The organism is Pedobacter heparinus (genome assembly GCF_032678725.1).
GTDB lineage: Bacteria > Bacteroidota > Bacteroidia > Sphingobacteriales > Sphingobacteriaceae > Pedobacter > Pedobacter heparinus_A.
The window spans coordinates 191,170-204,437 of record NZ_JAVTSC010000006.1; the positions used below are offsets into that span (position 1 = coordinate 191,170).

Genomic DNA, 13,268 nt, shown 5'->3' on the forward strand with positions numbered 1-13,268 from the left:
ATCATTTAGTGAAATAATTTAACCTGGATCAAATGAAAAATTTATATTTTGCGCTTCTTTTAAGCCAGATTTTATTGTCTTGTTCTCCGCAGAGAAATTTGGTTTATTTCAGTAACCTTTCTGAGCTTACGAATAGCCAGATCAAAAACCAAGCTGAATTGAAGCTCCAGAAAAATGATCAGCTCAGTATTTCATTAAGCAGTTTAAATGTGGAATACGATGCACTGTTTGTAAGTGCTAATAATAATAATGCCATAAACGGCAGGCTTGGCTTTAGAGTAAATAATAATGGGAAAATTACCCTGCCCCGGATTGGCGATATCATGGTGGAGGGATTGAGCATCGAAGAGGCCCAGGGTTTAATCACAAAAGAACTTAAAAAACAGATTAAAGAACCTGTTGTTGTTGCCCAGCTCATCAATTTCAAAATCACGGTGATAGGCGAAGTGAACCGCCCCGCTTCGATAAATGTTCCCGGCGACGAGATCAATCTTCTGGAAGCGCTGGGAATGGCGGGCGATATGACTGTTTACGGCAAAAGGGAAAATGTACTGGTCATTCGTGAAGATAAGGGGGTACGCAATATGGTGCGGCTAAATCTGAATGACAAAAGCATTTATGAATCTCCATATTTTCAATTGAAACAGAACGACATCATCTATGTAGAGCCAGATAAAGCAAAGGAAAAAGAATTCAGTCCTAACAACCGCGCACTACCAATTATAACCGCCTGTATATCTGCTGTTGCCGTGTTGGCAACCGCCTTAATAAGATGATAGATTTTATTAAATAACAATGCCATGAACACGCCTACCCAGCCAAAAAAAAACATGCAGGAAAACCTGATAGAGATCGGGCAAAAATATCTTAAATACTGGTATTTCTTTGTGATAAGCATAGGTTTTTTCGGATTTGCTGCCTATTTATATTTACAGACTACATCACCAAGATATAAAGTTAGCAGTACCTTGCTGGTGCAGGATGATAAAAAAGGTAATGGCGAACTCAAAGAATCTGCATTCAGTGACCTGAATATGTTCCGAACAGACAGGAAAGCTGACAATGAAATAGAAGCGCTCCGCTCAAGAGATCTGGTCTTTAAAACCTTAAAAAGTCTTTCTTTAGAGGTGTCTTACTATAAAAAGGGCTTATTGAAGGACCTGGAACTCTATGGAAATGCGGTTCCCATAAAAGTCAGACTTATCGCTGTCAATGCTGCCGGATACAGCAAAAAACCCCAGATCAAACCCTTAAATGATACGCAGTTTGTTTTGAATGATAAAGATCGCCGTTTGGTGGCTTCCTATGGTGAAACAATACAGCAACCTGGATATAAAATCATAGTGAGTAAGGGGCCGGCCATAAATAAGTATCAAGGGTCAGTCCTGATAAACTTTAAAGATCTGTACAAGATGGCTGAGGCCTACAATATAGCCGGCCTGACGATAATGCCCGTAGTGAAGGAGGCAAATACCATAAAAATAAGTCTTAGCGACAACATTCCTCAAAGGGGAATTGACATACTTACCGTACTCATCGACACTTACAATAAGGAAAATGTGGTTAAAAAAAATATGATTGCTGTGAATACCATTAATTTTATAGATAACAGATTAAAGTATTTGAGTGAAGACTTATCTGTGGTGGAACACGATGTGGAGAACTATAAGCAAGACAATATGGTAACAGATGTGGGTATGGAGGCTCAGATGAATGTGACCAAATCGGGGGAGTATATCCAGATGTTAGCGAATACAAATGTGCAGCTTAGTGTACTGGCCTCGCTGGAAAGATACCTGAAGAACAACAGCTTAAACCTGGTACCTAGTTCTTTAAGCATCAACAACCTGACCTTGAACGAACTGACCAGTAAATTTAATGTCATACAGCAGGAAAGAACCAGAATGTTGCGGACTTCGGAAGAAGGCAATCCGCTGGTGCAAAACCTGACTGCACAACTCATCAGTCTAAAAGCCAATATCCAGGAAAACCTACAGAACATAAAAAGAGGATTGATTATTGAACGAAATAACCTGCAGGCCATGAACTCCAGGTTCAATTCTAAAATCCGGATGGTTCCTGCTGTAGAGCGGGGTATCCAGGAAAGAAACAGGGAACAAAGTGTAAAAGCAAGCTTATACAAATACCTGCTGCAAAAACGAGAAGAAACCACCCTGTCTCTTTCAGGAACGTTGCCTACTTCACAAATTATAGACAGGCCTGCTTACAGTAGTCTTCCGGTTTGGCCAAAACAAGAACTGATATACCTGGGAGCGTGTTTTATAGGTTGCCTTTTACCTGGCCTGGTGATTTACGGACGGTCTGTCCTGAATAATAAAGTAACAGATGTTAATGAAATCCAATTGCTTACAGGCGTGCCGGTATTAGGCGTAGTAAACCATATCAAAAAGAATGAGACTGCATTGATAGAGCGGAACAGCCGGTCAACCACATCTGAATTATTCAGATACATCAGGAGTAACCTTCATTTTATGAATTCAGGCATGCCTGACCAGGTGATGTTAATTACTTCCTGCATGAAATCTGAAGGAAAGACTTTTTTTGCCATTAATCTGGGCATCACTTTGGCTTCTGTTAATAAGAGGGTTGTTTTACTGGAGTTTGACATGCGTGAGCCGCAACTGCTGAATAAAATGCAGTTGAGTTCTAAAACAGGTATTACAGATTATTTGCTGAGGGCGGATTTTCCCCTTGACCAGCTCCTGGCTAATTCCAGGAAATATCATGACCTGCTGGTTGTAGATTGCGGACCAGTACCAGAAAACCCTGCTGAACTGATGATGCACCCGAAAATCGGGCAAATGGTAGAAGAGTTAAAGGCAAGGTTTGATTATGTAATTATTGATACTGCTCCTGTAGGTCAGGTAGCGGATGCTTTTAGTCTTTCGCCATATACGGATCTGAGCATATACCTGGTACGGTACAATTACACCGATAAATTACAACTGAATATTTTAAAAGATATCCTCTATTATAAGAAACTGACAAATCCACTGGTTGTATTTAATGATGCAAAGCCGGAAAATAACAAAATGTATGGATATGGAGGTTATGGCTACGGTTTGGAACTATCAAGAAACTAAATAAAATCACCCGGTTTGATCTTTTGAATGAAATCACTATGTAAGTGATATAGCGAAGCTATGTGACAAATCTACCTTACCGGTTATACATCAATACAATCTAAAATTTCTCAATTATGGAAACTAAATTTGGCTCCAGAACAGCCTGGAACAGACGCTGGCTGGTTGTTTACACCCGTCCGAGATGGGAGAAAAAAGTAGACAAACTGTTAAAGATGCAGGACATCAAATCGTATTGTCCACTGAGAAGGGTGACCAATCAATGGTCTGACAGGAAGAAAGTTGTGGACTTACCTCTTTTTAGTGGCTATGTATTTGTTTGGGTAAGTGAACGGGAAGAATATAAAGTAAGGCAAACCTTAGGGGTATTGAACTTCATCTATTACATGGCAAAACCTGCGGTGATCAGGGACAACGTCATTGAAAAAATCCAGAATTTAATGACGGCTGATGCAGACTATGAAATTGTCAGCTCGCAGGAATTAAATCTTGGAGACCGGATCCGGATCAAATGCGGTATATTTTATAATCAGGAAGGAACTGTGATCAAGGTTCGTGGCAAAAATGTACTCCTGGTCTTTGACCATCTGAATTGCGCACTGCTGAGCAATGTGCCCATCACTAACGTAATGCTGAGCACGGCGATATAACCGCTGAACCCTGGCAATTTATTTCTAACCTTAATTGTAATCTGATGATTCCTGTAACCAAACCATTTCTTCCAAAGGAAGAAGAATTTCAAGAATATGTTCACAGCATCTGGGAACGCCAATGGCTGACAAATAATGGGCCGCTGTTAAATGATTTTGAGTTGAAGTTGAAAGACTATCTGAACATTAAGCACCTGTTGTATGTTTGCAATGGTACTTTTGCCTTACAATTAGCCATAAGGGCCCTGCAGCTTAAAGGTGAAATTATCACTACTCCTTTCTCTTATGTGGCCACTACCAGCAGCATTGTATGGGAAGGCTGCCAACCTGTTTATGCAGACATCGATCCGGAGACTTTTAATATAGACCCAAAAAAAATAGAAGCAGCGATTACCCCGAGAACTTCGGCTATACTGGCCACACATGTTTATGGGAATCCATGTGACATTGAGGCCATACAAGATATCGCAGACAGGTACGGTTTGAAAGTAATTTATGATGCAGCGCATTGTTTTGGGACACGCTATAAAGGCAAATCGGTATTTGAGTATGGCGATATCAGCGCAACGAGCTTTCATGCAACGAAATTGTTCCACACCATTGAAGGTGGTGCCGTGATAACCAAAGATCCTGATCTGCTCAAGAAAATGTTATACCTCAGGAATTTTGGGCACAATGGTCCTGAAGCTTTTGCCGGTCTTGGCATCAATGGAAAAAACTGTGAATTTCATGCAGCAATGGGCTTATGCAATTTAACTTATGTAGATGAGATACTGGAAAGAAGGAAATTACTCTCCGAGCATTATTACCAAAGATTGGCTGATATTAAAGCGAAATTTCCAAAGCTTAACCAGGACAAGGATTATAATTATGCTTATTTTCCGATGTTATTTGACACAGAGAAATCGAGGCAAGAGGCCATGGACAACCTGGAGCTGGCTAAAATTTACTGCAGGAGATATTTTTCGCCTTCTCTGGCTACCCTGCCCTATGTTAAAAGGGTTAAAATGCCGGTATGTGATGAAGTGGTAAAAAGAATAGTCTGCCTTCCTTTATACCATAGCCTAACCTTTCCAGACCTGGATATGATTTGCCGCATCCTGATCAGAACTCAGAATTATGCGGCCAGTACACCTGTTGAAAATAAAAACTTCGGACTGGTCATCGCTGGTAAAATTGAAAAGGAGATCAATCACCTGAAGACCATAAACTGATCAGGGTATAAAAAAGCTATTACGTTTATTAAAATTTAAGGACATGAACATTTCATTTTCACCCCCCTTTATTGACCAGAATGTAATCAATGAAGTAGTGGACGCGCTAAAATCAGGCTGGATTACATCCGGACCGAAGGTTAAGGAACTGGAAGCAGAAATTTCCCATTTAACCAAGTCAAAATCTTCCATATGTGTAAATTCATGGACTTCAGGCGCCATAATGATGCTCAAATGGTTCGGCGTAAAAGAGGGTGATGAAGTGATCATACCGGCTTACTCCTACTGTGCAACGGCTTTATGTGTACTGCATTGCGGGGCTATCCCGGTAATGGTAGACATATCTGATGACCTGACGATAGATCCTTTGCAGGTCAAAAGGGCCATTACCGCTAAGACCAAGGCAATCATTGCCGTTGACATTGCCGGTCTGCCTTGTGATTACAATGCCATTAAAACCATCATCAAGAGCACCAGGAGCCGGAATTTATTTGTTGCGGAGTCAGAAAAACAGCTCAGGCTGGGCCGCATTCTGCTGATTTCGGATGCAGCACATTCCATTGGCGCTACCTATATGGGACATTCAGCTGCCCTGAGCAGCGACATAACCATTTTTTCTTTCCACGCCGTGAAAAACATTACGACAGCTGAAGGGGGCTGTATCTGTCTGAATCTTCCCGGGTTTTTCAACATCAATGAAGAATATGCTTTTCTGAAAATATTTTCCTTAAACGGACAGAACAAAGATGCCTATGCCAAATCAAGGGGTGCCAACTGGAAATATGACATCCTTTTTAAAGGCTTAAAGATAAACATGCCTGACATCTGCGCGGCAATTGGCCTGGCCCAGATCAGGCAATACAAAAGGGTTTTACTACCTGCCCGTAAAAGGATCGCTTTAAAATACTGCCAGGTACTGGGTAAATTTGACTGGTTCATTTCCCCTTCCTTAAAAGATTACACCAGAGAATCTTCCTATCATATTTTTCCGTTACGGATAAAAAACATTACTGAAGCACAACGGGACCAGATCATTGAGGATATTGTAACTCTTGGGATTACCGTGAATGTGCATTTTATTCCCATGCCAATGCTGAGTTATTTCAGGAAATCAGGTTACGATATTGTCAATTATCCAAATAGTTATAAGCAATATGCCTGTGAAATCTCCCTACCCATTTATCCCGGCCTGACGGACGAAGATACCGATTACATCATCGATGCGGTTGTTAATGTGGTTCAGGCTCAGCTAAGAAACAGCAAACTCAGGGAGCTGTCACTAACCTAATACCGACCTTACATTTGCCTTGTCCACGTAATATAAAAAAAAGAGGGTACCTGCAGCAGGTACCCTCTTTTTTTTATCCTTTAGTTTTAAAAATTATTGGTCTTTCGTAAAAGTTCGTTGTACTTTTCGAGCAAACTGATGTATTTGTTCATCCAGTAATTGACGGAATTGGTATAGGCATCATCCTCATGGTCATCCCCGTCGGTAAACAAAACGGCATTAGCCTTGCTTTCCTGGTTAGCAGCGATAAAATCATCGGGAAATTCTTTTGAAAAATCATGTTTAATGGCTTTTCCAATTTTATAGATGATTTCATAACTCAGTGTTTTTTGGTTGAACCAATTGTATATGGTTCTTCTGCTTACATGTAATTTTCTGGAGAGTTCACTGATTCCCACATGATCCTCTCTCACAATGTGTTCTATTACCCGACCTACATTTAAGTTCATAACAATGCATTTAGTTCATCAATTTTTAATTTATTTCATCAATAAGGTAGCAATCGATCTGTTCATACCTTGAGTTTTTACTTTTATAATCGGGAATAATTTCTTTCATTTTCTTTACCATATCAAAATCATTATTCAGGCTGTTCAGCGTTAACAACTCTTCGATGACATGTTGTACGTAAAAGAAACTATGGCTGATGATTTTTGAGATTTTAATTTTTGGATGGTAGGTAGGAATGGTTTGTTCTTCTACCAGCAGCAATTCTTCGTATAGCTTTTCGCCCGGCCTTAATCCTGAAAATACAATTTTAATGTCCTTATCGGGGATTAATCCTGCCAGTTTGATCATATTTGCGGCCAGGTCTGCAATCTTAACAGGTTCCCCCATATCAAACAGGTAAATCTCTCCTCCCTTTCCCATGGCAGCAGCTTCCAGTACCAGTTGAACAGATTCAGGTATGGTCATAAAATACCTGGTGATTTCCGGATGGGTAACCGTAACCGGCCCACCCCGTTCTATCTGCGCTTTAAATCTTGGAAGCACCGAGCCATTGGAGCCCAGCACATTGCCAAATCGGGTGGTGATGAATTTAGTGCTTACTTCTTCATTATTGAGGGATTGGATGTACATCTCGGCCAGGCGTTTGGAAGCCCCCATAATATTGGTTGGTCTTACGGCCTTGTCTGTAGAGATCATGATAAATTTATCTACCCCAGAATCTATGGCCAGATCGGATATGTTCTTGGTACCCAATACATTGGTCAATATGGCTTCTGAGGGATTGTTTTCCATCATTGGAACATGTTTGTAAGCTGCTGCATGAAAAACAATATGGGGAAGATATTCGTCAAAGATGGCTTTCATCCTGCTCCTGTTCTGGATATTTGCCATCACAATATATATTTTTGCCTCTGGAAAATCATCACAGATTTCGAGCTGCAGCTCGTGTAAAGGTGTTTCTGCCTGGTCGCAGAGTACCACATATTCGGGACTAAAGCTGATGACCTGACGGACGATCTCTGAACCGATAGACCCGGCTGCACCCGTTATTAAAATCCGTTTGCCCCTGATCTCCCTCAGGATATTATCTTTAGATAACACTATAGGCTCTCTGTGTAGTAAATCCTCGATTTTCAGGTCTTTGATCTGGTTGGGAGTTAATTTACCATATAGCCATTTATCTGACTGAGGAACAGTGAGCACCTTGATTCCCAACTCAATGCATTTGTCGATGGTGGATTTTTTTCCGTTCACATTCAGATCATCGCCCGTAAACAGGATCTTCTTAATATTGAATTTATCTTTTAAGGCAGCAATGGCGTTGGAATGATAAACGTGTTTTTGTTCGATATGCTTGTTTATTTTATCGGTATTGTCATCAACAAATGCAAATACGTTTAAATTGCTTGCCTTGCTGTCTTCCAAAGCTTTCTTAACTAAAATAGAGTCTGTCCCTGAGCCATATATCAATATATTTTCTTTCTCATCGCATGGCGCTATGGTTTTAAGGTAGCCGAATACACTTTTTACGGCAATTCTTAATAGGATCAGGAAGGAGGACGACACAAAAAAATTCATGATCAGGATCTCTGGAAACCAGCTGGCGGGCACAGCGGTATATGGGGTAAGAATGATATGGCATAAAGCCGTAAATATAAAGCCGGTGATCCAGGCAGCCATAAATATCCTAAAAATGTCTTCAGTATTGGAATACCTGATGATGCCGGTATGAATGCGCATAATGGTAAATACGATCAATGAAATCGCACAATACAGCGCCGTATACATAAAAAAATTAGAGTGCCATAGTTGTTGATAATCAAACTTATTGATTAACAGGAAAGAGACAAGAAGTGTGCAGAGTATGATCAATTGATCAATTAACAGGATCAACCAGCGTGAGTATATCTTTTCACGAAACAGGAATCTTTTCATAACATTATTATTTAGATTATCCAATGAAAACAACTGTAAGAAAGCATATTCATTACCGCCCGGTATAGCGGAAAAAAGTCGACATTAGCGTCTCTGTCTATTCCCTTTTGATCCACCAGTGAGCGATAAACTTCGTCATTGGCAATAAACCTTAAGCTTTTATAATTCAGATAGGAATCTGAAAACAGGGATTTCCATTTGAAGAGGGAGTCTTCTTTAAAACCAAAGCCTCCGCCCAGATGCATATATTTCATCCTTTCAGTTCTTCCAATCCTGGTGACTTCATCGACTAATAATTTAGCGGGAGAATCGTTAATATAGGCGGTTCTGGTGCCAATCAAATGGGCCTGAATGATTCCATGTGTAAAAGCGGCTATCATACCACTAATGGCCTCAGTTCCTTTAAACACCAAAAATAACCGGCAATCAAATTCATCGGAATACATGAGGTCGAGAAAATATTTTCGGCTAAAAAGGTAATAATCTGCAGAGTTTACACGCTCCATATTCTCTGTATAGATATCGATAAATGTCTCAATGTCTGCCGCGAGTTTAGTTTCCTTAACAACAAAGCCTTTTTTCCTGCTTTTTTTAATGGAATCAAAAACAGATGAATTGTATTTTTTATGCTGTTCTTCAATAGGTATGGTTAAATCAAGCACTACTGTTTTACCATTATCATAAGTGCCTTTAAAATCCCTTACCAGGATATCCTGGTTGAAAAAAGGGTTAAGCCTGGAAAAAACAGAAACAATCTGTTCATTTTTTAGAAAATTCAAAAACTCCTTTTTAAAATTATGGATCAGGTTTTTATTTAATCTTTTGCTTTCTCTGCTGGCAATAGGGCCCACATACCCGTATACAGAACTTAAATCAAAAAAACAGGTACCGGGTATCTTCCTTTTCATTACTGGAAATGCGATATAGTCATGATCTTCCTCGTAGACGAAGAGCAGGGCCATGCCAGTTTCATCCAGCGCGTGGTAGTACCAGGTATGGTACCAGTCATGTACAAAAGCATTGTCTATATAGAAATTCCAATCCTGCTTTTGAGTTAAAGTGAGTATCTTAATCATTGTACTTTGTTAGTTTAAATGGTACTGTCCAAGCAGAATTTCATTTCGGCGATGCGCTGGATTTTCAGCTAAGCTGACGATTTCCCTACCTCTGTTCCAGGTATAATTTTTCATTTTGGAAGTTTCATGATACAACCACAATGAAGTAAACAATACTAGGTAATTATCAAAATAATTGTGAAGGGTCATCATAAATAGGATCAGCGAAAAAGTGATGAAAAAGATGGAAGGATTCTTTTTGAAAAAATAAATTCCATTGACCAGCAGGTATCCGTATATCCATAAAAAAAGGAGAAAAACAAAAATGCCGGCTTCCCCGATAATCATTAAAAAAGTATTGTGCACCCCTACCCTGACGGTGAAAGTGTCTATTTCGCCCCCTGCCGTTTGGCCACTGAATGCTTTATATCCGCTGCCCCAAAGCGGGTGGCTTAATATTTTGTCATAGTAAAGGGCCCAGGTTTCTGTACGGGCACCTTCTTTCATTTTAGCATCTATCTTTCCACTTAAAATATCAGAAAACGCAGTCAGTCTTTGGGTATTGAGGTCAAACCTGTCACCGAAAGTGATGAATAAAGCGAACAATCCTATGCAGACAAAAATTTTGTAGACATTTTTATAATTCAGGAGTATGGACAACAGGTTGATAAGAACCCATATCAGTAAAAATGTACGCGAAAAAGTTACCAATCCTCCAATGGAGAATAAAAGCTGTCCAATTAACTTTAATCTCTTATTTTTAATGGACAACCCAAATGCATATCCAAAAATACAGCTGTAGGCAGCGAGATTTGCATTGAGATAAACCCCGCTGTAACGCCCTCCTATACCACTTACAAAAACTGCTTCATAAATAATACTGCTGCACCCTACCAGCAGAATGACATATACCTCTTCCGGCTTTAAGTCTTTGATCAGACTGGGCAGCATGATAATCACGATGAGATACTTGGTAAAGGTGACTAAAAATGTATCCGAATATTGCGCATCAACCAATAAGGAGATCAGCGAAAACCCGATACCTAAAATCACGAATTGGATGACAGGCTTTTCCTTTTCAGCCAGAAAATAATAAGCAATAATAGCAAGAAAGGTACTGTAACTTAAAAGACTGCCAAGGGTAGCCCCGGACTGCACCAGTGAATAGCCCGGAAGGTTACACAAGATCAACAGCAGAATAAAACGTTTTAACATTTTCATCAGTATTTAATTGTTTTTATCGGGGATGAAGCTATCATGAGCAATAGCATCTCGAAACGTCACAACTCCAGCAAGGGGTATTTGCGGCTAAAGCTTTCTCTGGTAAGGGTCATTTCCAAAAACCCATTTTTTTCATCTACACCGGTATAGGTAAAACCATTTTTTTCATAAATCTTATACGCGGCAACGTTTAAGGGATTAACAGACAGCTGCACGGATTTTAAGCCGAGTTCTGCAAAAGCATAGTACGTGACAATGGTTGTAGCTTTTTGTGAGATTCCCAATCCCCAAAGCTCCTTTTCACCAATAAAAATATGGAACCAGGCCTTCCCGTCTTGAATTTCCAGCAACTGGACATTACCTATATACTGATTGCTGTCGAGCAGGCAGATGGCGAATCTTTTTTCGTCTCTTTTTTTCAATTTGCGGCTTAGCCATTCGATCTCCATCTCAGGAGAAATATATCTGTCCGGCTTAAATCCGGTATATTCCCATATTTCAGGGTCATTTCTCCAACGGTAAGAAATATGGGCGTCTGCCAGTTCAAGCGGCCGTAGATAGATAAACAAATTCATATTATTTTTTTTATAACATTAACTATATACTCCATATCGTTCAGGCTGTACCGGTGATCTACCGGAAGGCAGACCATATACCTGGCCAGCTGATGTTCATACGTTTTGTATCCTGTCCATTTAAGTACATTAGGCCAGTAGGTGGGCACAAATATTTTTTTTGCGATCAGTTTTGACCTGATGTCTCTTTTTAACAGCAATAAAGGATACATCATTGCCGCCACTCCTTCAGGAAGAAAAAGTTCCAATTCATTGACAAGGAACAGCTGGTCGTTCAGATATTTAAAATTTTCTATGCGTTTATTTCTACACTCCTTGTAGTTTATACCTCGCAGCAGGGCCTGGGTTAACAAGGACATGGATTTGATGTCATTGTCTTTTAAGCAGAGCTCATTAGTTATGAAATCGGCATAACTATGTTCAATACCATAATCGATACTTCTTGTTAAATGCCCCACTCTATCAGCAGAATGATCTTTTTCGAGGATGAGACGGTCATCTGTATTGATTTGCAAGTACGCACCATCTGGCACACCGAAAAATTTACGGCAGGAATAAAAAGTATCTGAATACGGCAGCGGCCTTGAAAAAAAAGCCTGTGCATTATCGATAATCAGATTGCCGATGGTAGCTTTCAGTTGCTTTAAAACTGCATCTTTCAGTCCGAAATAATTGGTATACAGCAAACATTCTGTCGGCCCAACCTCAAAATCCAGGATTGGTTCCAGGTTCGGGTTTATCTTGTAAAATTGATAGGGAATATTTAACCTTATTAAGGGCTCCAATAGTACTTCACAGGTATAATAAGGGAAATACACCTTGGTATAGCCTTTAAGGATCAGGATGTATTCTAATGCATTCCGGGATGTATTCAATCGGATCAGTTCAGGATAGTATTCTTTACCCTGCACAAGCGTGAGGGGAAAATATCCTCCGATGGGTCTAACTGCCAGGCTTTCCATAATGCATTAACCTTGTCCGGGTTGATACATCCTTAAATGTACCGGTTGATAGAACTCATATAAATCGGCTGGTATGCGGGCATTATAGCCAACCACCTGCCTTAAATTTTCATCCAGGGAAATGCCAAATTCATAACCCAGAAAGCGGGGAAAATCAAACTGAGGCTTAAAATAAGGTTTCGTAAAACTCAGTGTAAGTACCCTGCGCGGTCCATCTGTTTCATTTTTTCCTGCCGCATGCCATAGATTTGAATCAAATACAATGATACTGCCTTTTTTTGCAATGGCCCTGTCTGCGTGTTTATAGAAAAACGCATCATCGGGCCTCGCATCTGTCTTATGAGATCCGGAAAGCAGATACGTGGCCCCGTTAGCTGTTGTAAAATCATCCAGCAGCACAATCATCTGTATCATCAGTTTCAGCGAGCCGGTAAAACTTCTTAAATCCCGGTGTACATTTTGTACATAGGGCCGGTCATTTTTCATGTTGATCACACCGCTCATTCCGTTCAGGATATAATTCCCGTCAAGAAAATGCCGCATTTCTTTGTCACAAAACATTTGTTCGAGGAAATGTAAGCCAAAATTATCGCGCTCCAGAATGTGATGAAGCGTCCCTTCCATATTGACTTCTATACCGTTCTCTATCTGAACCTGGCGCCGGGTATGGTATGCCGCTATCAGATCTTCCTGGATTTCACTGATCAGTTCCGGAGCCAAAGCATCTTCGTAAACTGCCCAACCATATTGGCTGATGGCATATTGAAAGTCGTCCAGGGTAGCTTCTCCGTAATTAAACTTATTTTTCATTGGA

12 protein-coding genes are annotated in these 13,268 nt (G+C 40.2%); 5 read left to right on the top strand and 7 right to left on the bottom strand.

The features are described from left to right. Window positions 1–32: 32 nt before the first annotated feature. From R2Q85_RS11565 to R2Q85_RS11585, 5 genes are all read left to right on the top strand, one after another. Window positions 33–776, top strand: a complete 744-nt coding sequence (locus tag R2Q85_RS11565; RefSeq protein ID WP_316811942.1) for a polysaccharide biosynthesis/export family protein — start codon at window positions 33–35, stop codon at window positions 774–776. Between the two features lie 24 nt (window positions 777–800). Continuing rightward, window positions 801–3,104 (top strand): polysaccharide biosynthesis tyrosine autokinase, encoded by a 2,304-nt coding sequence (locus R2Q85_RS11570; protein WP_316811943.1) that lies wholly within the window; start codon window positions 801–803, stop codon window positions 3,102–3,104. 116 nt (window positions 3,105–3,220) lie between these two features. Beyond that, window positions 3,221–3,754, top strand: coding sequence for a UpxY family transcription antiterminator (locus tag R2Q85_RS11575; RefSeq protein WP_316811944.1), 534 nt, complete (start codon window positions 3,221–3,223; stop codon window positions 3,752–3,754). A gap of 44 nt (window positions 3,755–3,798) precedes the next feature. Then, entirely contained in the window at window positions 3,799–4,968 is a 1,170-nt protein-coding gene (locus R2Q85_RS11580) for a DegT/DnrJ/EryC1/StrS family aminotransferase (RefSeq protein ID WP_316811945.1), read from the top strand. 43 nt (window positions 4,969–5,011) lie between these two features. Further along, the gene (locus R2Q85_RS11585) at window positions 5,012–6,256 is read left to right on the top strand and encodes a DegT/DnrJ/EryC1/StrS family aminotransferase (RefSeq protein WP_316811946.1); all 1,245 of its coding nucleotides are present in this window, start codon (window positions 5,012–5,014) and stop codon (window positions 6,254–6,256) included. An 86-nt stretch (window positions 6,257–6,342) separates the two neighbouring features. On the opposite strand, the gene R2Q85_RS11590 is transcribed toward R2Q85_RS11585, so the two are convergent. The 7 genes from R2Q85_RS11590 to R2Q85_RS11620 are packed head-to-tail and all read right to left on the bottom strand — an operon-like array spanning window position 6,343 to window position 13,264. Further along, the gene (locus R2Q85_RS11590) at window positions 6,343–6,705 is read right to left on the bottom strand and encodes a helix-turn-helix transcriptional regulator (protein ID WP_316811947.1); all 363 of its coding nucleotides are present in this window, start codon (window positions 6,703–6,705) and stop codon (window positions 6,343–6,345) included. Between the two features lie 25 nt (window positions 6,706–6,730). Then, entirely contained in the window at window positions 6,731–8,641 is a 1,911-nt protein-coding gene (locus tag R2Q85_RS11595; RefSeq protein ID WP_316811948.1) for a nucleoside-diphosphate sugar epimerase/dehydratase, read from the bottom strand. Window positions 8,642–8,652: 11 nt separating this feature from the next. Next, the gene (locus R2Q85_RS11600) at window positions 8,653–9,717 is read right to left on the bottom strand and encodes a GNAT family N-acetyltransferase (protein ID WP_316811949.1); all 1,065 of its coding nucleotides are present in this window, start codon (window positions 9,715–9,717) and stop codon (window positions 8,653–8,655) included. 9 nt (window positions 9,718–9,726) lie between these two features. Then, window positions 9,727–10,917: an O-antigen ligase family protein gene (locus R2Q85_RS11605; RefSeq protein ID WP_316811950.1), complete on the bottom strand. Its 1,191-nt coding sequence runs from the start codon at window positions 10,915–10,917 to the stop codon at window positions 9,727–9,729. Window positions 10,918–10,976: 59 nt separating this feature from the next. Further along, window positions 10,977–11,492, bottom strand: coding sequence for a GNAT family protein (locus R2Q85_RS11610; RefSeq protein ID WP_316811951.1), 516 nt, complete (start codon window positions 11,490–11,492; stop codon window positions 10,977–10,979). After that, the gene (locus R2Q85_RS11615) at window positions 11,489–12,454 is read right to left on the bottom strand and encodes a hypothetical protein (RefSeq protein ID WP_316811952.1); all 966 of its coding nucleotides are present in this window, start codon (window positions 12,452–12,454) and stop codon (window positions 11,489–11,491) included. Before R2Q85_RS11615 ends, R2Q85_RS11610 begins: the two co-directional genes overlap by 4 nt. A gap of 6 nt (window positions 12,455–12,460) precedes the next feature. After that, window positions 12,461–13,264, bottom strand: coding sequence for a phytanoyl-CoA dioxygenase family protein (locus R2Q85_RS11620; protein ID WP_316811953.1), 804 nt, complete (start codon window positions 13,262–13,264; stop codon window positions 12,461–12,463). Window positions 13,265–13,268 lie beyond the last annotated feature (4 nt).